Source organism: Alteromonas sp. MmMcT2-2 (genome assembly GCF_022348305.1).
GTDB lineage: Bacteria > Pseudomonadota > Gammaproteobacteria > Enterobacterales > Alteromonadaceae > Alteromonas > Alteromonas macleodii.
In genome coordinates this window covers 33,035-54,628 of record NZ_JAKRFA010000028.1, presented here as the reverse complement: position 1 = coordinate 54,628, position 21,594 = coordinate 33,035, and the positions used below count along the sequence as shown (strand labels likewise).

The window sequence follows — 21,594 nt, the reverse complement described above, 5'->3', positions numbered from 1 at the left end:
TACTGCTGTAGCCGTATTTTTTATTTTAGCTTTCATCGTGTCTGTTCCAAAAAAGTGGTTAAATAAATGTAAATTCAACGTTAACATTGCTGATTGTGTACTTATTATCTCAAAATTAAATAAGCCAATGGTCGCATAAGACTATAGTCGTAATACTTTTCTAGTAGAACCTTAGTTGTATGCTGCTAAGACCAAAGTCTCATTTTGCTTTGTGGGTGAATGGCTAGAGTGTTTCACCATACAACAAGAATTTTACATCATTGATATTGGAGGCAATCTTTATGACCGCCAGCAAAACTTATCCTGTGCCTGAGAACATTCTTCAGTCTACACATTTAACCGCATCTCAATATGATGAGATGTATAAGCAATCTGTAGAGCAACCTGAAGCGTTCTGGGCTGAGCACGCATCCATGCTTGAGTGGTATCAAAAGCCCACCAAAATTAAAAACACAATGTTTGGTGAAAACGATGTGTCTATTAAGTGGTTTGAAGATGGTAAGTTAAATGCCAGCTATAACTGTATTGACCGCCATCTAGCTGATAATGCCACAAAAGTCGCCTTTCACTGGGAAGGTGACTCACCAGAAGATAGCCAAGATATCACGTATCAACAAGTGCACTATGAAGTTTGTAAATTAGCGAATGCACTTAAAGAAATGGGCGTAGCAAAAGGTGATCGTGTTGCGATTTACATGCCGATGATACCTGAGGCTGCCTACGCCATGCTAGCGTGTGCCCGAATTGGTGCAGTGCACTCGGTGATTTTCGGTGGATTTTCACCTAACGCTATTGCCGATCGTATCAACGACAGCAACGCCAAAGTCGTGATTACTGCTGATGAAGGCCGTCGTGCTGGAAGAAGTATTCCACTGAAAGCGAATGTGGATAAAGCACTGTCTGGTGATGCGTGTCCGTCTATTACTCATGTTTTAGTTCATAAGCTCACAGGAGGAGAAGTAGACTGGAATGCTAAGCACGATGTGTGGTGGCATGACGCTGTTGATGGCGTGTCAGCGCAGTGTGAACCAGAGGTAATGAACGCGGAAGACCCACTGTTTATCCTTTATACATCAGGCTCTACTGGAACGCCAAAAGGTGTAGTACACACCACGGGCGGGTATCTCTTATATTCTGCGATGACCTTTAAATATGCCTTTGACTACAAAGAAGACGATGTTTATTGGTGTACCGCTGATGTAGGCTGGATCACAGGCCACAGCTACATGGTTTATGGCCCTATGGTGAACGCCGCATCACAAGTGTTCTTTGAGGGTGTACCAACCTATCCAGACGTTAAGCGTATTGCTCAGGTAGTGGAAAAATACAAAGTAAATAGTTTATATACCGCGCCAACTGCTATCCGCGCATTAATGGCCCACGGAGATGTTCCAGCTGAAGGGTGTGATGTCTCATCGCTTCGTCTGTTAGGGACAGTAGGTGAGCCTATTAATCCTGAAGCATGGGAATGGTACCACCGCGTAATTGGTATGAGCCGTTGTCCTATCATCGATACATGGTGGCAGACAGAAACAGGTGGACACATGATCCTGCCTTTGCCTGGCGCTACGGAGTTAAAGCCTGGCTCAGCGACTCGCCCATTCTTCGGCATTCAGCCTGCGCTATTTGATGCTGACGGTAATGAGCTTGAAGGGGCAGCAGAAGGTAATCTTGTTATTAAAGACAGCTGGCCGAGCCAAGCTCGAACGGTTTATGGCGATCATCAGCGCTTTATCAACACCTACTTTAGCGCATACAAAGGTGTGTACTTCACCGGTGATGGTGCTCGTTGCGATGAAGATGGCTTTTACTGGATCACTGGTCGTGTAGATGACGTGCTAAACGTTTCTGGTCACCGTTTGGGCACCGCTGAAATCGAAAGCGCACTTGTTGCCCATCCTAAAGTAGCTGAGGCTGCCGTTGTTGGCTTCCCACATGATATCAAAGGGCAGGGTATCTACGTTTACGTAACACCAAATGAAGGGGTTGAAGCAAATGAAGCCCTTACTAAAGAGCTTAAGGCGTGGGTGCGTCAAGAGCTAAGCCCGATTGCTACACCTGATATGATCCAATGGTCTCGTGGATTACCTAAAACCCGCTCTGGTAAAATTATGCGCCGTATTTTGCGTAAGATTGCCGCCAATGAGCATGAGCAATTAGGTGACACATCAACGTTGGCGGATCCATCGGTTGTTGATACACTGATAGAGGAACGTCTAAATAAGTAGAAACTAAGGATATAGACAATGATAACCCTTCTAATCGCTGATGATCATCCGCTGTATCGCGATGCACTAAGAGGCGCGTTGTCGTTGTCACTTCCAGCCTTAACCCTCAAAGAGGCGGGAGACCTTAACACTACAGTCGATATTCTCAACAATGAGGATATCGACTTATTGTTGCTTGATTTGCACATGCCGGGTAGCAATGATTTGTTTGGCTTGCTGCATATTCGAAAACTCTTTCCCGAACTTCCTGTTGCCGTAGTCTCTGGCACAGAAGACACCACACTTATTTCAAAGATTATTAGCGTGGGCGCGCTAGGGTTCATCCCCAAAACTGCCAGTGCGCAAGATATTGCAAACGCCGTAGAAGCAATTCTGGATGGCGATGTATGGCTACCTGATAACTTAAGTGAAGACGTTGATGAGGTGAATGAAGAGTTCTCTGAATTAGCGGATAAAGTTGCCTCGCTAACGCCCTCGCAATACAAGGTGCTTTGTTACATGCGAGACGGCTTGCTGAACAAGCAAATTGGCTTTAATTTAGATATCGCAGAGGCCACGGTTAAAGCGCATGTTACTGCTATTTTTAAAAAGTTGGGCATAAACAACCGCACACAAGCGGTACTTATTGCTTCACAACTTGAGCTGGAGCCGCCGGTTCAGTAGCGTCGAACTTAAGCACGGCTTCTGAGGTAGCAAATTCCGGTAAGAACTTTTCTAATGCCAAGCGGCTTTGTTCACTTAGCAAAGGGTTGTCAATTTCAATAACCGTTCGCCCTTCGGTAAGTGCCATACCTTCTCTAAAGTTATCATGAGCTAACAGTAGCTCCTGAAATTTACCCGTTTCGAAGAGCCTTAACAGGCCTTCAGCTATGCGCCCGGCTAATGCCTGATTGTCGCTTCCTACAAAGAAAAAGATGGGGCTCGGGTATGAAATGATAAGGTGATCGTCGATAGTTAGACCGCGTGAGAGCGCCTTGTCAGCGAGTTCTTCTTTAATTTCCATAACACTTCTTGGAAACATATCAGCGAAGCCTTCCGAAACAATTCGAAATGACGCCCGGTAGGTCGTTTCCAACACCGGGATATCGTTTGCGCGAAATATCTTCGTATCGGGCCAGTCGTAGCCCAAAACCGCTCGGTATGCTCGTAACGCGTTTAATGACTTTACTTCTTTAAGTCGCGTATCGCCTTCTCTGACCAGCAGTGCACGCTTACCAAAAAGACCCGCCATAATGGGAATGCGAATGGGAAGGAACTGACGTTCACGCTCTGTCGAGGTAACGCTCCACGTCACGTCTAGCATGTGGTGTTCAAGGCTGCGTAGTTGACGCTCTTGCGCCGTTTCTTGGTCGCTGATAATCAGTTCAAAAGAGCCGTATTGAGGTTCAGTAACGCGCAGTGATTCTCTGAGAAGACGTTTAGCGTAGGCGTATACGGCGTCTCGCCCAGGGTGAATATTTGGCAGGCGGAGAACGGTGTGAGGTAAGTCAGTACTTACCTCGTTTGTGTTTTGCTGCTGAGCATTAGCACTCAATAGTGTAAATACACTCAACAGCAGAGAGGCAACACTTAGGGCTTTTTTCGTAACGTCCATATTTTGTATTTCATGCACTAAACGCATGCCTTACTGCAAGTTGCCGCAGGTTTTAACGCTGAATATCCATTGGCAAACTTGTATTGCTAGTCTTTTCCCGTCAGCAAAAAGTCGTGCTCGGGGTCTACAATAAATTGACCCCTCATCGCTTCTCTTCCGAGCAGCATCAAATAGGTCATTTCAGAGCGGTCCGTTAGGGTTAACTGAATATCCCACTGGTACCCGTCCATTATTATAGGCGTAATTATAACATAGCGCTTCTCAAGTGTAGCCGTTGAGCTTTTTACGCGTTTTTGTCCTTCTACACGTGCTTCTCTGCGAACCACGCGTTCAACGTTGTGAATGTCGGGATGGATATCAAATTTAATCCATAATTCACCGTCTTGATCAAACTCTTCAATGTTGTCAACATGAAGTGAAGACGTTGCCGCCCCTGTATCAACGCGTACGTTCAAATCAGAGATGGCGAGTTTTGGTAAATCGCACAGCTCTACCGCACCAACAATTTTTTTATTGTTCATCAGTTTTTCTACCAATTTTATAAAACAGGACCCTGTTCTGGTGGCAATAAATTGTCTTGTAATAATTCTACGTGTTCTGCAACAGTATCAGGCTCTGAAAAGTATGCAATGTGGTATACCGCTTCACCTTCTTGGGTAAGTGGAATATTTTGTTTACCAATTACAACACCTTCTGCAGGGCTTTCAAGGCTATCTAAATAATTGCCAAACGGATCAGCAATAATGGCCAGTTTGTCACCTTTTTCAACATGGTCACCTAGCTGTGCTAAATGCGTCACAAAGCCACTTTCTGGCGCGCGAACCCATCCACTTTGGCGCGCTATAAAACGCTCGATACTGTGGCCCTTACTGCGGCTTTTATTCAGCATGCCCAAATGACGCATGGTATTAATAATGCCTCTTACGCCGGCACGAATAGAAAACTCGTCATAACGTAACGCTTGGCCTGCTTCGTAAAGCAGAATTTTAACGCCACTTTCACTGGCCGCTTCGCGCAAAGAGCCATCGCGTAACTCTGCGTTAAGTAGTACAGGTACGCCAAACGCTTTTGCCATTTCCAGTACTTCTGGGTCGTCTAAGTCAGCGCGAATCTGTGGCAAGTTACTACGGTGTATAGCGCCGGTGTGAAGGTCAATGCCGACATCGCACTTACTTACCACTTCTTTGAAAAACAAGTTGGCTAACCTACCGGCAAGCGAACCTTTTTTACTCCCTGGAAAACTGCGGTTCAAATCGCGTCTATCGGGTAAATAACGAGACTGGTTTAGTACGCCGTACACATTAACCATAGGCACCGCGATAAGGGTTCCTCTTAGGCGTTCAATCGCTTTTGAGCGGATAAGTCTGCCTACTATTTCGATGCCATTTAATTCGTCACCGTGAATGGCTGCGCTGACGAACATAATGGGACCTGGTCGCTTTCCTCGTTTAACGTAAACGGGAATGCTCATATTGGTGGCCGTGTACAACGGCGGCATTTCTAACTCAATCTTTTTTGTTTCGCCAGGAGCAATGTTTTCACCCCCAATTCTTAAAACATCATTTACCACTAACGTTTTCCTATATTTACGTTATTGCATAGCAAAGGTTAAAGGGCGCTAGCCCTTTCCACGGGTTTTTGTTTTGTGCGGCTCTGCGCTTTTTTCAATGAACTCGATGATCATACTGGCGACATCTTTATTGGTCGCTTTCTCAATGCCTTCAAGGCCCGGCGATGAGTTTACTTCCATAACGACTGGACCGTTGTTCGAACGAAGAATATCTACGCCACAACAATTTAGTCCCATCGTTTTAGCCGCATCTACCGCTGTTTTGCGTTCCGCTGGACTTAGGCGAACTAAACTTGCCTGACCGCCACGGTGAAGGTTAGAGCGGAATTCCCCAGGTGCTGCTTGGCGCTTCATCGCTGCTACAACTTTTCCACCTACCACAAAGCAACGAATATCTGCACCGCCCGCTTCTTTAATGAACTCTTGCACTAAAATACTGGCGTTAAGACCCATAAAGGCTTCAATGATCGACTCTGCCGCTTTTTGCGTGTCGGCCAATACCACGCCAATACCTTGCGTGCCTTCAAGTAACTTAATAACCACTGGGGCGCCGCCAACCGTCTTAATAACATCATCGATTTTATCAGGGTGGTGTGCGAAGCCTGTTCTCGGCATACCTATGCCTTTACGTGATAAAAGCTGCAATGAACGCAATTTATCTCGAGAGCGGCTGATAGCAACCGACTCGTTAAGGCTGTATGTGCCCATCATTTCAAATTGGCGAACGACTGATGTGCCATAAAAGCTAACCGATGCGCCAATTCGCGGGATCACTGCATCGTAATAGGGTAGTCGCTTACCGTTATAGCGAACTGACGGTCGCGCACTGGTGATATCCATGTAGCAGTGCATGGTATCGATAACGTCAACCTGATGCCCGCGAGCCTGCCCAGCTTCGACTAAGCGTGAAGTAGAGTAAAGACGAGGATTTCTAGAAAGAATTGCAATGCGCATTATAAAAAAGCCTGTAGTTTGTGTTTTATTTTGTCGTTTTATCGACCAATCTATTACCACGTTAGAACGTGATTGTTAAATAGACAAGTCATTTTTGCGCGCATACTAATGTAAGTGTTCGGGGGTGTCTTACGAATAATTCTTGTTGTGTCGATTGCTTTTAATGCATGAACTTGACTGTTTTTCACGTTAGCATTAGAGCGCGTCGGCCTTTTTAACGTAAAATCAGAATTTAAGGTCAGTCTGCTTAACGAAAAAATGTAAGGATTTGTGTTAATGAATGAGTGGTGGCATGGGTTTTTGGCGTGGTTAACTCAGTACCAGTCAAATGTCGTGTGGAGTGGTTTGGTTTTACTAATTTATTTGGCGATGTCTCGTAAGTTGCTGCCAAAATTAGAAACCAACATCGTAAAGTCAAAGCTAAAATCAAATAGTGCTATTAAAGGGCTTTTTGCTGCACGGGTTATTGTTGCTACAGTATCGTTAGCCTTGTTGTTGCTAGCATGGGGGATCGATTTTTCTGGGCTCTTAGTGCTTTCCACTTCTATCATCACGGTAACCGGTGTTGCGCTTTTTGCTAGTTGGTCACTCATCAGTAACATCACTGCGTACTTTATTTTGCTCACAAACGTAGCCTATCGCAGAGGTAATTATGTGCGCATTCTCGACGGCGATAACTTCATTGAAGGTGTGATTGCCGATGTAGGGCCGTTTAGCACGCGCTTGCTTACCGCTGAGCGTGAAACCCTCATGTATCCTAACAACCTGATTTTAACCCGTCCTGTTTTGCTCAACCCTAAAGAGAAGTGGGGAGCAATGGGAAAAGTGGTGGCGAAGTCGAGCGTAGAGACGCCGGTGGTTAAAATTGAAGAAAGTAAACCACACGACGAATTACTCTAGACGTCTTTCCTTACTCATATAGCGAAAAACCTGCAGCGAGCTACTAGCTACACGTTTTTCGCCTCCCTGATGTAGCGCGTCATACTTTGGAGTAGTGCGCGCAGTTTCGCTGGTTTTAGCGGTTTAGCTAAGAAGTTTACGCCTTGGGCTTTACACTGTGTAACTAAGCTTTCATCTGGTGTCGCCGTTATAAGCGCTGCTGGCACCACAATATTAAGTCGATGTCTTATCTCTTCAATCAAAGCCAGCCCATTTTTCTCGCTGTCATGACTGAGCTGATAATCCATGAGTAAGATTTGAGGCTGAATAGTCTCACAGACTTTCAACGCGTCATCCCAATTGTTCGCAAGCACCACATTGATTCCCCATTTCTGTAATAGGGTCTGCATGGCATCTAAGTTCTCTCTTTGATCGTCCACGCAAAGCACGTCCATGCCTGTAAATGTTGTACTGCGGGGCTTTGCTGTAACGTTGGATACCTGTTTTGGCTCAGCTTTACCCAAGCTAAACGCAAAGCAGCTGCCTTTGCCTATTTTCGAGGTAACATTAATATCGCTGTTCAACTGCAGACTTAAACGTCGTACAACCCCCAAGCCAAGACCTATGCCGTGTTCCTTGCTTTCGTTCGCGCGGAAAAAGTCACCAAAAATACTGTCTTTTTTGTCGGTAGATATGCCAATACCTGTGTCGATAACTTTGAAATAAACGGTGTCTTTGACAGGCTTGATAATGAACAAAACGCGGCCATTTTCCGTGTACTTCACCGCATTTGAAAGCAAGTTTTGCGTTATTCGGTATAAGTACGTTTTGTCAGCTTTAACCCAGCACGGACGTATAATCGCTTTAAAACCAAGTCCTTTTTCCCGCGCGCGCATTGCCATTTCGTCCACAAGTGGTGACAGCAGGGTCCTTACATCAATAGACTCAATATCGGGTTTCATTTCACCTTGGTCTAAGCGTGCAATATCCAGCAAAGTGCCAATCAGTGTTTCACTAGACGTCACGCTATGGCTAAGCTTTTGAATAATGGCTAGCGCTGACTCAGTCAGTTCTTGTTCTTCAAGGGCGCTCACGTAGAGCTTGGCCGCATTTAGCGGCTGCAACACATCATGGCTTGCGAGCGCCAAGAAACGGGTTTTACTGGCATTGGCATCTTCTGCAGCCTTTCGTGCCCTTATCAGTTCTTTCTCGGCATCAGAGCGCCGTTCTATTTCAAGTCGAAGCTCGGCGTTTATGGAGTGTACTTCTTCAGTACGCTTCTTAATACGAGCCTCAAGGTCAATGTTTGATTCTTCAAGCGCTTGCTGTATTTCCATGTGTCCGGTGATGTCGTTGAAGCTTGTTACGAAGCCTCCGCCAGGTAAAGGATTACCTACCATTTCAATAACCCGTCCATCCATTCGTTGTCGCGTGAAGCGATGGGGCATACCAGAGCGCAAATGAGCCAGCCTTTTTTCTACTTCACCGTCTACGTTATCTGCGCCGAACTCACCTTGTGATGCGTTATACCGAATAAGCTTTTCTATAGGCGTACCCACTGCCAACAAGTTATCCGGGTAAGTGTAGAGGTTGGCATAGCGTTTATTCCACGCTACTAAATTTAAGTGTTTGTCGACTACGCTAATGCCTTGGTCCATGTTTTCAAGTGAAGTGAGTAGTGCAGTCATATTAAATTGCATGGCTTGCGTTGTGTCATCGAAGAAGTTGATAACCTCGGTAAAGTCCATCTTCTTACCACGCAATGCGCTGTCTAGCAGTACTTTGGCACTCGATGCGCCAATAACGCCACCCAAGGCGCGTTCGCAAAATGATAAAAACGACTCATCCGGCGTATCGTCGTGCTTTAATTGGCAATTATTGAGTTGCTGATATTGCTCTAACAATTGTTCACAACGCCCAGATCCCATAAAGGTCGACAATAGCGTTATGAGATCGGAGACGGTCACGTTAGTTGCCTGAGCTTTAACGGTGTTGTTAGTGGAAATGGCAGGGGACACAAAGGCTTCAGCTTGCATTCTGTCGATAAGACGCTGCGGTGCAAAGTGTGAAAAGAGTATGTAAACAAAGGTGTTTGCCGCTAAGCTGATCATAGCGCCTTGGCTAATGAGTTCGTTTTGCTCCATTTGTGAAACTTGCTCGCTCACAATAGGAAGCACAAGCCATAACACCCAAATCACTAATCCCACCATTAGCCCTGCGTAAACCCCGTGCGCATGCGCGCGCTTCCAGTAAAGTCCGCCAACAATGGCTGGCATAAGCTGGATAACTAACGAGAACGCAATAAGCCCAATTGAATGAAGCGAGCGGCTGCTGGTCATTTGCTGGTGGTACAAAAACGCCATAAGCAAGATAAACGCGATGACGATACGGCGAATAAGCCTGATTTTGCTCGACACGTCCTGTTTGTCATCGGTATTACCTGTAAATGCAAGAATGCGCGGCAGAATCACATCGTTGGTGAGCATAGTACTCAGTGTGAGTGTTGCCACAATGATCATAGCTGTTGCGGCAGAGAGCCCGCCTACGAAGACAATCACTTGAAGAAGAACTGACTCTGAAAATACAGCCAGTGACAGTACGTAAGAGTCGGGCTCGATATTAGCGCCAGCAAAAATGGCTTTGCCTGCAATGGCGATAATAGGAATTACCGCTGAAATAATGGTCAGGTAGAGAGGGAATAACCACCTTGCCGTGCGCAGATGACCTAGGCTTAGGTTATCAATAATGGCAACGTGAAACTGCCTAGGCAAACAAACAATGGCCGCTGCCGCCATGATAGTTTGAGCGATAAAAGTAAAAGAACCAAACTGCGCCAAGGCTATTTCATTGGTGAAACTTTCGAAGAATGGACCAGACTGTGTGCGCTTCCACGCACTATAACCAACAATGGCAACCAGCACTAACGCCAGCAATTTAATGGTCGACTCGAAGGCGATAGCCAGCATCAAACCCCGTCGGTACTCGGTGACGTCCGTTTGCCGGGTACCGAAATATATTGCGAATGCCGCGATGAAGCCAGTGGCGGCAATAATAATGCCGTTGCTGTTAGGCTGCTGAGTAAGGAGTTGGAAAGTAGCGCCCACTGCTTTTAACTGAAGCGCGATATAAGGAATAGTGGCAAGGAGCGCGATAAGCGTAACTACCAAAGCTACGGTTTGGCGCTTGCCATAGCGCGACGCGATGAAGTCGGAAATGGTAGTGATGTGTTGCTTCTTGCTGACGAGGGTTAACTTGTAAATAAACTTATAACCCAAGACGTAAACGAGAATAGGCCCAAGCATGATTGGCAGGTAAATCCAGGTGTCTCTACTTGCTTGGCCTACCATGCCGAAAAAAGTCCATGCGGTACAATAAATAGCGAGGGCCAGCGAATATATAGCGGGATGTGACGTTAGTGCTCTAGCGGTGGGCGAGTTCTTTTCACCCCAACTCGCCAGTGAAAACAGCAAGAAGAGGTACAGTACTGCAAGTGTTACCCAACCAAAAACCATAACGTTCCTTTTAACTTAGTTTTAACAATGCTGTCGCTATTATAATCATTTCGACCATGGTCTACCTACGACCATGGTCTCATTTTGAATTTTTAAAGGCAGGTCTAGAGTAATACGCGAGCTCCTAAATGCTTGACTTTGCTGCTTGTGATTGTCTTTCCTCAACCACGTAACACGCAGCAATAACGTTAACAAAGCCGGGCGTTAGGAATATGTAAAATCATAACAATCAATTAACCTGACATGAGGGTGAAACAATGGCATTTAGAAACGAAGAGGACAAAAAAGCGTATTGGAGGGAGAATCTCGCTCTTCTCGCCAAGCTTTTAGTCGTTTGGTTTATCGTATCATTCGGTGCCGGCATTATTTTTGTCGATATCTTAAATGAAATCCAATTTTTTGGCTTTAAATTAGGCTTCTGGTTTGCGCAGCAGGGCGCAATTTACGTATTTGTTGCATTGATCTTTGTCTACATGGCGAAGATGAACGCCATGGACAAACGCTACGGCGTAGATGAGGAGTAAATCATGGACGTTCAAACTTTAACGTTTATTATCGTTGGCGCATCGTTTGCGCTTTATATCGCCATCGCTATTTGGGCTCGCGCAGGCTCAACTAACGATTTTTACGTTGCAGGTGGCGGCGTACCTCCCGTTATGAATGGGATGGCAACGGCAGCAGATTGGATGTCGGCAGCCTCGTTCATTTCAATGGCGGGTCTTATCTCATTTATGGGGTATGACGGTGCAGTATATCTAATGGGGTGGACAGGTGGTTATGTTCTACTTGCGCTTTGTTTAGCTCCCTATTTACGTAAATTTGGCAAATTCACGGTACCTGACTTCATTGGGGATCGTTATTACTCACAAACCGCGCGTACGGTTGCTGTATTTTGTGCAATCTTCGTTTGCTTTACATACGTTGCAGGTCAAATGCGTGGCGTAGGTGTGGTATTCAGCCGCTTCTTAGAGGTTGATATTGTGTCTGGCGTGGTTATCGGTATGGTTATCGTGTTCTTCTACACGGTACTTGGCGGTATGAAAGGCATTACTTACACGCAAGTTGCACAGTATTGTGTAATGATTTTCGCCTACATTGTACCAGCGGTATTTATCTCTATGATGGTAACAGGACATATCCTGCCGCAAACCGGCTTTGGTGCAACCTTAGCAGACGGTTCGGGGGTGCATATGCTGCAGAAACTCGATAATTTGTCTGTCGAGTTAGGCTTTAACGAATACACCTCAGGAACAAAAAGTACCATTGATGTATTCTTTATCACCTTTGCGTTAATGGTAGGTACAGCGGGTCTTCCACACGTAATCGTTCGCTTCTTCACTGTGCCTAAAGTTCACGATGCGCGTAAATCTGCAGGCTATGCACTAGCGTTTATCGCAATTCTATATACCACAGCACCGTCACTAGCAGCGTTTGCCCGTGTGAATATGATCGAAACCATTAATGGACCTGAAATGACGGGAACTAGCTATGAAGAAGCGCCGTCGTGGATTAAAAACTGGGAACAAACTGGCCTTATCTCATATGAAGATAAGAACGGTGATGGCAAGATGTTCTATTCGGGTGACGAGCGCAACGAAATGAAAGTTGACCGCGATATCATGGTATTGGCTAATCCTGAAATTGCGAACTTACCTGCGTGGGTTATTGCACTCGTTGCAGCGGGTGGTGTGGCAGCAGCACTGTCAACGTCCGCAGGCTTGCTGCTGGTTATTTCAACCTCTGTTTCCCATGATTTACTGAAACGAAACTTTATGCCAAACATTACCGATAAAGCCGAGCTCATGTATGCGCGACTTGCTGCTGGGGTGGCCATTGTCATAGCAGGTTACTTCGGTATCAATCCGCCAGGCTTTGTTGCACAGGTGGTGGCATTTGCCTTCGGCTTAGCGGCGTCGAGTTTCTTCCCGGCAATTATTATGGGTATCTTCAGCAAGCGCATGAACGATAAAGGTGCTATTGCTGGTATGATTTCAGGTATTGCCTTCACTGCGGCTTATATTATTTACTTCAAATTTGTAAACCCAGCGGCCAATACGCCTGACAACTGGTGGTTCGGTATTTCTCCTGAAGGTATTGGTACCTTAGGTATGATGGTGAACTTCATTGTGGCTTTCCTTGTGTTCAAAGCAACAGATGAAGCGCCAGAAGAAATCCAAGAACTGGTTGAAAGCATTCGTTATCCTAAAGGAGCGGGTGAAGCATCAGCGCACTAAACTAATGTTGCCTTAAGATAGGCTTTAGCAAAATAAAACCAATCTACTGGCGAAAGTGAGTAGGTTGGTTTTTTCTTTTTGTGAACTGGACATTCCCTATGACTGCGATGGCTAAACAAGTTGAAGACTTTCTCAACACTTCAGCACCTTTTGACATGCTGGATAAAGAGCAAAAGCTTGAGCTAGTAAAACATACTGAATTGATTTACCTAACAGCGGATAATGTGGGCGACCTGCAAAAGGGTAAATCGTCACTTTTTCTTATTCAAAATGGACAGTTTTCCGTCCAAGATTCAGATGCCCCTTTACGCCATTTAAGTGAGGGCGACTATTTCGGCTACACCAATATAATGGAAAAACGTAATTTTTCATTAAGCATCAGTGTAGACAGTCCAGGTCTGGTTTACTGTTTTGAAGCATCTGCTGTTACCCCGTTATTTGAACTGCCAGCAATTCGAAATTTTTTTGATGGGCTGCGCAATAATGCCCTTCAAAACCATGCTATTTCCGATAGCAACTCCATGTGGCTTTATAAAGGGCTTGAGGATGTTATTAATAAGTCTCCCGTGTCGGTGGACGTAGAAACCTCAATTACAGCTGCGGCGCAGCTTATGACAACTCAAAAGGTATCGTCATTACTGGTTACACGAGAAGATAAGCTTATTGGCATTATCACCGACCGAGACTTACGTTCAAGAGTGGTTGCCGCCTCTCTCGATATTCATCTTCCAGTCAGTCATATAATGACGCCTAATCCTGCGCAGATTATGGGAAATAGAACGCTATTTGATGCCTTGGCGCTTATGACCGAAAGGAACATCCATCACCTACCCGTTATCGACCAGCAAACCCTTGTGCCATTGGGTATGGTGACAGCCAGCGATATTATTCGTCATCAGCGTGGTAACGTTCTTTTTATAATTGGAGAGCTAAGCAAAGCGGAAAACCTTTACGAATTAACACGGCTATCCTGGCAATTGCCGCATTATTTCTCTGCTCATGCGAAAAAAGCAGGGGACTATGACATTGCTGGCAAAATTTTGTCTCAAGCTACCGATATTATGACAAGAAAGCTTATTGGCTTTTTCCAACAGGCTAACGGTAAAGCCCCCATGATGTTTGCGTGGCTTGTTTATGGCTCACAGGCAAGAGAAGATCAGACGATGGGTTCGGATCAAGACAATGGACTGCTTCTTGCTGAGCGGCCAAGCGAAGCGCAAGCAGAATATTTCGCAAAAATGGCTGATTATGTGTGCAACGGTTTGGCCAAATGCGGCATTAAACTGTGCGATGGTAATATTATGGCGAGTAATCCTAAGCTTAGACTCTCGCTTGAAGAAGCCATTGAAGAAGCTAAGCGATGGGTAAAAGCACCAACTAAAGATGCGATTATGCACTTTAATATTTTTCTTGATGTTCGCTGCGCAGCCGGGGATATAAGTTTATTTAAGCAGTTGCAGCGTCAAAGAGCCCCCTTGATGAAGCAAAATATGTTCTTAGCAGCGCTTACGAGAAATAGTAACGAAATATCGGTTCCGCTTTCCATGTTTCAAAAGTTCATTTATGAAAAAGGCCGTAGAGAGAAGGACGTTATCGACCTTAAAACCCGAGCCGTGGCCTTAATTAACAATATCGCCCGCATATACGCGCTAGCTGATGGTGTGACGTTGCCTAACACACTTGCCCGGTTAGACGCGCTATCGGAAAATTCACAGCTCTCAAAAAGAGATGCGACTAACCTACGTGATATTTGGCTGTTTTTAAATCGTTTGCGTTGGCGTCATCAGTTGGAAAATAAAGTAACGGACAATCGTGTGTCGGTTTCAAGTTTATCATCGATAGAAAAGCATCAGCTAAAAGCTGCATTCAAGGCTATAGAGCGAACCAATCAAGCAATGGTTATGAAGTTCTCTGGCGGCGTAAGTTAACCCCATGATAACGCGAATAATCGAAGCCTGTGCATCGGTACTGTTTGGGAATCGTCAATTCAGAAAGTCGTTACGTGATAAAACGTTGGGCGACACCCCTTTGGCGTCTGTTGATTTAGAACTCACATCGTTAGACCCTGTGACAACTCAAATTACATCGATTGGTTATGTAAGTGGTTCAGCTGGAAAAATTACGCTTTCCTCCAGTGGCTATCACGTTATTAATACGTCAGCGGACTTAGGACAAAGCCCTGTAATACACGGATTGACCTTAGATATTTTGCAACAAGGCGAAGGCTTAGCAGACGCCATCAATTCATTGCTACCACTACTGAAGACACATGTTCTAATTTTTCACAATGCGCGATTAGATTTGATGGCGCTTGATAGTGCCTTCAAACGGTGTGGATTACCGCAGTTGGAAGTGCTCTATATTGATACGCTTCAGCTCGCACTTTATCAGTTAAACAAACAACATCAGGTGCTACCGAGTAATAGTGCAACGCTAACGGTTTGTAGGCAACGGTTAGACTTACCCGCGTTTCCTGAACACAACGCACTAGATGATGCGCTAGCGACAATACAGTTGTTTTACGCACAGCTAAATGAATTGGGAATTACTTTGGAGAATTCACTCGAGTCTTTGGCTCACACGAATGCTATTGGCCGTTTTAAGCTGGGAGTACCGCATTAGCGTCTAAAGCAAGGCGATGCTAATTATAGTGCCTAGGCCTTAAGTTTTGTGGGATGACTCGGTGCATTTATTTTGCCAGCGCTTACCGCTGTCGGCGCCACGAGTTGATTCCGTCCAGAGGTTTTAGCCACATACAGATTTTTGTCTGCTTCTAACATGACGTAGTCGATAGTTTTATTGTCATCAGCATGCTTGACGGCTAAGCCTGCACTTAGCGTAACGCGCTCATACTCAGATGCCGCATGAGGAATATTCAGGTCATAAACCGTTTGCAATAAGCGCTCAGTGACGGCTTTCGCGCCGTCTACATCGGTGTTAGGCAGAATAACCAAAAACTCTTCACCGCCAATTCTCACTAATTTGTCCATGGGTCGAAGTAGGGCGTCGTTGATCGTTTTACTGACCTTCCACAAACAGCTATCGCCATCTATATGACCATACATATCATTGAACAGTTTAAAGTGATCAACATCAAAAATAACCAAGGAGAGAGGAGTAACATTACGTAACCCATCTCTCACTAAACGGGGTAAATAGTCATCTAAATAGTGGCGATTGTAGGCACCTGTTAACTTATCTACATAGATAAGCTTTTCGAGCAAATCGTTTCTAAGCTTGTGATTGATGTGTGATTTTACACGGTTGCGCAGGGTACAAGCGTTTACCGGCTTCACCACAAAGTCAACGCAGCCAGATTCCCAACATCTCGACTCTTCTTCATCACTTGACGAAGAGGTCACGAAAATAATAGGAATGTGAGCACACAACGGCTTTTTTCTTAACAATGCGGTGGTCTGATGCCCGTCTATTTCGGGCATTGAAACATCCATGAGGATTAGGTCAGGCGTATGGTACTTGCAATATTCAATTGCTTCTTTACCTGAGCCCACAGAGGCGCAGGCGACTGTGTCTTCAAGTAAAGTTTCCAGAACAAGTCTGCTGCTGGCTTGGTCGTCGACAATCAGTACTTTGCAATCTGCTAAAGTTCGGTCGCCAACTTGTTCAATATACACAAGTACTCCTAAACACAAAGGTGAGTGTTCAGGTTCAAGAGTACGCCTAATTTTAGAAAATGTGGATTAACCAAAAGTTTAATATTTAACCATTTGGTTCAATTTCACTCTTATCTTCTTACTTTATATCGTTTCTAGGAAAACAAATTAAACACTGCAAGACCAAATACGCCGAAGGTACACAGCGTGCCTATCATATAAAAATAGCTTCTCGGGCTTGGATTTTTTTCTGTAGCGATTGCGTAATACAGTCCCATATGAATGATGCGACTTAGCGCGTAAATCCAAACAAGTGCTGCAAGTATGCTGGTTGATGCGCCAAGAAAAATGCAAAGAAGAGCTGGGAGCGTAAACTGATGAATATTTTCGAGCGAATTGTGAAATGTTCTGTGGCTTCTGAATACGAAACTATCATGACTCAATTCCTCGCTGACTTTCCCTGGAATATAGCGAGACTGTTTTCTGTGAGCGATAGCGGCAACGATGTTTTGCACGAAAACGGTAAAGCTAATAAGCAAAAGGCCCGCAATACTATATGTGTAGACTGTGAACACGTGAACTCCTTTCTTTATTCCTTGAATGGATTCAGACGACTGGTTAGATGACAACGAAGGCCTGTTTAAACATGCCCGTGACCAACTAACCGTTTAATGTTTCTACGCCGAGACTTGTTGAAGAGATCGAAGCACATGCATAAATCGATGAACGAAAGCACTAATTTTTAGTGCTTTCGTTTTCAGCGCTTTTCTTTGCAAGAGGGATTACAGCGCCGCTTTAACATCGTTTGGAAGCAACACGGTATCGATCACGTGAATAACACCGTTACTCGTCATGATGTCGGCTTTGATCACATTTGCGTCGTTTATCATAACCTTATTCATATCAGTTGAGACCATTACCTTGCTTCCTTCGACGGTAGTGGCATCAGATAGCCCAGCTACATCTTTTGCTGTGACTTTACCCGTTACTACGTGATAAGTGAGAATTTTAACAAGGGTTTGTTTATTCTCAGGTTTCAATAGCATTTCAATGGTGCCTGCCGGCAGTGCAGCAAAAGCTTCATCGGTGGGAGCGAATACAGTGAATGGCCCGTCTCCCTTTAGTGTAGTGACCAAGTCGGCAGACTTAACTGCGGTGACAAGTGTAGAGAACATGTCGTTGCTTGCAGCGGTGTCGACAATATCTTTATGTCCTTCCTTGGCATGATGGCCAGCAAGCGCTGAGGCACTCAATACAACTAAGAAGAACGCACTAATTAACTTTTTCATACTCTTTCCTTTTACCTATTAAATTACGTTAAGTGAAATTCAACATCCTTCGTTTCGCCAACTACTGACCTACGCCACTGAAAGCTACTGAATTGAGAATTGTTACGGCACTTCAGGGAAATTTGATGATTAACTTTGTGTAATACCAAGTCGCAATTTATGAGCACCTAAGGAAGCGAGTAAAATTATGCGTTGAACGAGCTTTAAATTGAGTTGTAAATAAAATGTAAATTCATGGTGCGCTGCTATACTTAATCTATCGAGTAAATAAGAAAGGTGCCTATTATGAATGCTCGACTCGCTGTTCCTTTGTTGTTATGCATAGTGCTTGCCGCTTGCCAAACCACTGATAATCAGCATGTAAAAGATGCGCCCACTTTGTTAAATGACAGTCTCTTTCCTTCCTATACGTTATTTCCCGTAGAGTCTTCAGATGAAATTTTTTACTTAGACGAAGACGCACAGTTTTTTGCCGAAAGGGCAGTTTACGAAAAAAGTATCCTGCAAAAGAATGTAAAAGGGTTAGTAAAAGCAATTTTCGATCATTCTGATCATGGGATGCTTTATCGTAACAGCGCAAATACAACGGCAAATACAACATTTAATAACCGAGCCGCGAACTGCCTGTCTCTTTCCATTATGACGTACGCTTTGGCAGAACACGTTGGACTCAATGCAACATTTTACGAGGTGGAAATTCCGGAATACTGGACACGACGAGAAGGGTATAGCTTACTGAATGGGCACATTAACCTTCGACTCTCATTGCCAAATGAAAGTCCTGTTGCAGCTGTGGGAGGAACGTGGGCAGACGTTGATTTTGATCCACAAATGCTGCGAAATTACTTCCCAAGAAATGCCGTTTCCAAAAACAAAGTAATAGCAATGTATTACAACAACAAAGGAGCGGATGCCTTAGTGGCGAACAGCTACACTCGGGCCTATAGCTATTTTCGTGCAGCAGCAAAAGTCGCTCCCGAACTTCAGCAGAGCTGGGTGAACTTAGGTGTGCTTTATAGGATGGTGGATGAATATGAACAGGCTGAAATGACATACAAACACGCACTATCGTTAAATGAAGAAAACTTAACCGCATGGGAAAATTTATCCATTCTTTACACTTATCAAGATAGAGATGACGAGGCTTTAAAAATAACACAAATGGTAGAAGCTAAGCGGAAGCATAATCCATATTACCATTACATTTTAGGAGAACAGGCACTTGAGGCAGGTGATATTGCATTGGCAATAGTTCATTACGAAAGAGGACTAAGACTTGATAACGCGCGCCATGAGATTCTATTTGGGATGGCAAAGGCCTATCACGAGTTAGGTGATGTAAGTGAAGCTCAACGTTATCTAGAGCGAGCGGTCAGGTATTCGCCCAATGAGCAAGAAAAGCAACGCTATTCTTCAAAACTGGCAACGTTAGCAAGCAGCTAAAAAAAAGCCGCAGACTAGCTGCGGCAAAAGAATAACACTACAAAAGGAACTTAATTTATATAACGCCCAGCTCACGAAGGCGCTCTTGCAGGTATGACCCTGCGGTATGACGTTCTGAAAGAACAACATCTGGTCTAGGGTGTAAGAACAGTGGCAATGAAATACGAGATTTCGTCATGTCAGCACCATCTGGGTTTACAACCCTATGCGTAGTTGATGGGAAGTATCCGCCAGACGCTTCTTGAAGCATGTCGCCAATATTCACAATCAAGTTCCCGAAATCACAAGGAACTTCAATCCAACTACCGTCTTTAGCTTGTACTTGCAATCCAGGCTCGTTGGCTGCAGGCAAGATAGTAATCAAATTAATATCTTCGTGAGCAGCTGCGCGAATTGCGTCTACTTCTTCATCACCTTTTAGTGGTGGGTAGTGCAGTATACGTAGCAAAGTTTGATCAGAATCTTTGATCATGTCACCTAGCGGTTGACTGTACTTATCGCTCACCTCTGAAGGAGAATGTTTTTCTATCCAACCCAATAGCTCTTTCGCTAGTGTATTTGCCTCCTCATAGTACTGAGAAATCTGCGGGTGTAGCGCTTCTGGACACTGACCCCACGGATAGAAGTGGTAATACTCTTTAATGTCTTTTTTCGTAAAGCCTTTGGCTACCTCAGATACGCTCTGAGGGAAAAATCCGTCTTGTTTACCCTTGTTGTACAGGTAATCGTTCTTCTCTTCACTGTCGAAGAAGCCCTGCCAATTGTCGTAAATACCTTGAACTAATGACTGTCGGATAGGGTGATTTTTTAAAACACCGAACCCTGTCTCGCGAAGTGACTTCACGAATTCTTCTTGTGCGTTTTCCGCTTGGTAATCAACAGCAACTAATTGCATAACTTTATCCCGTATATTTTGACTGCGGCATTATAAAGGTAGACGGGCTACAGAAAAAAGTCGCAGAAATTGACATAAATCAACCCCGCGAGGAATTTGCGCGTAATTTACAGAAACCTGACCAGTTAGTCTAGTAAAATATTGACCAACTGGTCCAAATTAATGAAATTTAACCAAGAGAGAGGTAAAAGCCCGCTAGCGCGGCACTCATTAAGTTAGATAACGTTGCAGCAATAACAGCTTTTAACCCCAGCCTCGCAATTTCTTTTCTGCGTGTTGGTGCCATGGCACCAATTCCACCCATCAAAATAGCGATAGAAGAGAAGTTTGCAAAACCACAAAGTGCAAAGGTGATAATGGCCTGAGATGCTTCAGATAGCTGTGATTGGTTCTCTAGGAAGTTTAGGTAGGCGACAAATTCGTTAACTACCATTTTCTGACCAATAAAGCTGCCTGCAAGTTGCGCTTCCTCCCATGGTACGCCGATTGCCCATGCAAGAGGTTGAAGCACATAACCCAGGATCCCTTCAAACGTCACGTTTTCATAGCCAAACAACTCTGCTGTCCAGCCAATAAGACCGTTAAACATGGCAATAAGTGCTATGAAAGCGAGTAGCATTGCACCTACGTTCAACGCAAGTTGCATGCCTGATGCTGCGCCACTGGCGGCTGCATCAAATACATTGGCGTAGCCGGTATCTTCCGCATCTACGTCATGTAAATCTTCATTTGGCTTACTGGTTTCTGGCAACATGATTTTTGCCATAAGTAAGCCACCTGGAGCAGCCATAAAGCTGGCTGCTAGCAAATACTTAAGATCTACCCCCATGCCTGCGTAGCCCGCCATTACTGAACCAGCAATTGACGCCAAACCACCCACCATAATGGCAAATAGCTCAGAACTCGTCATGTGTGGAATAAAAGGGCGAACCACAAGAGGCGCTTCTGTTTGGCCCACAAAAATGTTGGCAGCAGAAGACATGGATTCAGGTCGGCTAGTTCCCAGTGCTTTCTGTAAAAAGCCACCGATAACCTTGATGATCAAACCCATTACTTTTAGGTGATAAAGAACGGCAATAAGCGCCGAGAAAAACACGATAACTGGAAGCACGTTAAAGGCAAAAATAAACGCTATCGACTTGTCGCCAATAGGACCGAACAAGAAATTAATGCCTTCTTGGCTATAAGCAATGATGTTGGCGACAAAACGCGTCGCGCTCAACAATACTTCTTTACCAGGTTCAGAATACAGGACAAACGCGCCAACGGATGCTTGAATAGCAAATGCGCCACCAACGGTGCGCCAATTTATATTGCGTTTCGCCGATGATAACGCGAAGGCAATACCCAGAAGTACTGCAATGCCCAGTAAACTCACCATA

18 protein-coding genes are annotated in these 21,594 nt (G+C 44.8%); 8 read left to right on the top strand and 10 right to left on the bottom strand.

The genetic code is table 11. The features are described 5' to 3' along the window. Window positions 1-281: 281 nt before the first annotated feature. Entirely contained in the window at window positions 282-2,228 is a 1,947-nt protein-coding gene (acs, locus tag MHM99_RS15250; RefSeq protein WP_239220059.1) for an acetate--CoA ligase, read from the top strand. An 18-nt stretch (window positions 2,229-2,246) separates the two neighbouring features. Further along, complete coding sequence (locus MHM99_RS15245; protein WP_014950824.1) at window positions 2,247-2,891, top strand: response regulator transcription factor; 645 nt, start codon at window positions 2,247-2,249, stop codon at window positions 2,889-2,891. Here MHM99_RS15245 and MHM99_RS15240 read toward each other — a convergent pair. Genes MHM99_RS15240 through rimK form a run of 4 tightly spaced genes read right to left on the bottom strand, consistent with a single transcriptional unit; the run spans window position 2,851 to window position 6,346 of the window. Next, window positions 2,851-3,849, bottom strand: a complete 999-nt coding sequence (locus MHM99_RS15240) for an amino acid ABC transporter substrate-binding protein (RefSeq protein WP_230962166.1) — start codon at window positions 3,847-3,849, stop codon at window positions 2,851-2,853. The two genes, MHM99_RS15245 and MHM99_RS15240, sit on opposite strands and share 41 nt — an antisense overlap. A 59-nt stretch (window positions 3,850-3,908) precedes the next feature. Next, the gene (locus MHM99_RS15235; RefSeq protein WP_014977481.1) at window positions 3,909-4,343 is read right to left on the bottom strand and encodes a RimK/LysX family protein; all 435 of its coding nucleotides are present in this window, start codon (window positions 4,341-4,343) and stop codon (window positions 3,909-3,911) included. A gap of 17 nt (window positions 4,344-4,360) precedes the next feature. After that, entirely contained in the window at window positions 4,361-5,392 is a 1,032-nt protein-coding gene (locus tag MHM99_RS15230) for a succinylglutamate desuccinylase/aspartoacylase family protein (RefSeq protein ID WP_168463507.1), read from the bottom strand. A gap of 48 nt (window positions 5,393-5,440) precedes the next feature. After that, window positions 5,441-6,346 carry a 30S ribosomal protein S6--L-glutamate ligase gene (gene rimK / locus MHM99_RS15225; protein ID WP_014950820.1) on the bottom strand — a complete coding sequence of 302 codons (906 nt, stop codon included), beginning with the start codon at window positions 6,344-6,346 and terminating at the stop codon, window positions 5,441-5,443. A 276-nt stretch (window positions 6,347-6,622) separates the two neighbouring features. Here rimK and MHM99_RS15220 point away from each other — a divergent pair, with 276 nt between their 5' ends. Beyond that, window positions 6,623-7,246: a mechanosensitive ion channel family protein gene (locus MHM99_RS15220; RefSeq protein ID WP_014950819.1), complete on the top strand. Its 624-nt coding sequence runs from the start codon at window positions 6,623-6,625 to the stop codon at window positions 7,244-7,246. 47 nt (window positions 7,247-7,293) lie between these two features. On the opposite strand, the gene MHM99_RS15215 is transcribed toward MHM99_RS15220, so the two are convergent. Continuing rightward, window positions 7,294-10,737, bottom strand: a complete 3,444-nt coding sequence (locus tag MHM99_RS15215) for a PAS-domain containing protein (RefSeq protein ID WP_239220057.1) — start codon at window positions 10,735-10,737, stop codon at window positions 7,294-7,296. 257 nt (window positions 10,738-10,994) lie between these two features. Between MHM99_RS15215 and MHM99_RS15210 the strand changes: the two genes are divergently transcribed. The 4 genes from MHM99_RS15210 (at window position 10,995) to MHM99_RS15195 (ending at window position 15,593) form a co-directional block, all read left to right on the top strand. After that, a complete protein-coding gene (locus tag MHM99_RS15210; protein ID WP_014950817.1) occupies window positions 10,995-11,261 on the top strand; it encodes a DUF4212 domain-containing protein in 267 nt (88 codons plus the stop codon). A 3-nt stretch (window positions 11,262-11,264) separates the two neighbouring features. Then, complete coding sequence (locus MHM99_RS15205) at window positions 11,265-12,971, top strand: sodium:solute symporter family protein (protein WP_014980378.1); 1,707 nt, start codon at window positions 11,265-11,267, stop codon at window positions 12,969-12,971. 98 nt (window positions 12,972-13,069) lie between these two features. Continuing rightward, window positions 13,070-14,899 carry a putative nucleotidyltransferase substrate binding domain-containing protein gene (locus MHM99_RS15200; RefSeq protein WP_239220055.1) on the top strand — a complete coding sequence of 610 codons (1,830 nt, stop codon included), beginning with the start codon at window positions 13,070-13,072 and terminating at the stop codon, window positions 14,897-14,899. A gap of 4 nt (window positions 14,900-14,903) precedes the next feature. Next, window positions 14,904-15,593 (top strand): 3'-5' exonuclease, encoded by a 690-nt coding sequence (locus MHM99_RS15195; RefSeq protein WP_239220053.1) that lies wholly within the window; start codon window positions 14,904-14,906, stop codon window positions 15,591-15,593. 32 nt (window positions 15,594-15,625) lie between these two features. Here the strand turns inward: MHM99_RS15195 and MHM99_RS15190 are convergent, their stop codons facing one another. The 3 genes from MHM99_RS15190 to MHM99_RS15180 all read right to left on the bottom strand — a co-directional run bounded on the left by MHM99_RS15190 (window position 15,626) and on the right by MHM99_RS15180 (window position 17,874). Then, window positions 15,626-16,606, bottom strand: coding sequence for a diguanylate cyclase (locus MHM99_RS15190; protein ID WP_239220051.1), 981 nt, complete (start codon window positions 16,604-16,606; stop codon window positions 15,626-15,628). Between the two features lie 134 nt (window positions 16,607-16,740). Beyond that, window positions 16,741-17,160: an MAPEG family protein gene (locus tag MHM99_RS15185; RefSeq protein ID WP_014950813.1), complete on the bottom strand. Its 420-nt coding sequence runs from the start codon at window positions 17,158-17,160 to the stop codon at window positions 16,741-16,743. Window positions 17,161-17,367: 207 nt separating this feature from the next. Beyond that, a complete protein-coding gene (locus tag MHM99_RS15180; protein WP_239220036.1) occupies window positions 17,368-17,874 on the bottom strand; it encodes a fasciclin domain-containing protein in 507 nt (168 codons plus the stop codon). A 285-nt stretch (window positions 17,875-18,159) separates the two neighbouring features. Here MHM99_RS15180 and MHM99_RS15175 point away from each other — a divergent pair, with 285 nt between their 5' ends. Beyond that, window positions 18,160-19,317, top strand: a complete 1,158-nt coding sequence (locus MHM99_RS15175; protein ID WP_239220034.1) for a tetratricopeptide repeat protein — start codon at window positions 18,160-18,162, stop codon at window positions 19,315-19,317. A 55-nt stretch (window positions 19,318-19,372) separates the two neighbouring features. On the opposite strand, the gene MHM99_RS15170 is transcribed toward MHM99_RS15175, so the two are convergent. Together MHM99_RS15170 and MHM99_RS15165 are read right to left on the bottom strand one after the other, a co-directional pair. Beyond that, window positions 19,373-20,212, bottom strand: coding sequence for an isopenicillin N synthase family oxygenase (locus tag MHM99_RS15170; RefSeq protein WP_168463570.1), 840 nt, complete (start codon window positions 20,210-20,212; stop codon window positions 19,373-19,375). Window positions 20,213-20,381: 169 nt separating this feature from the next. Beyond that, the gene (locus MHM99_RS15165) at window positions 20,382-21,593 is read right to left on the bottom strand and encodes a NupC/NupG family nucleoside CNT transporter (protein WP_239220032.1); all 1,212 of its coding nucleotides are present in this window, start codon (window positions 21,591-21,593) and stop codon (window positions 20,382-20,384) included. Window position 21,594 lies beyond the last annotated feature (1 nt).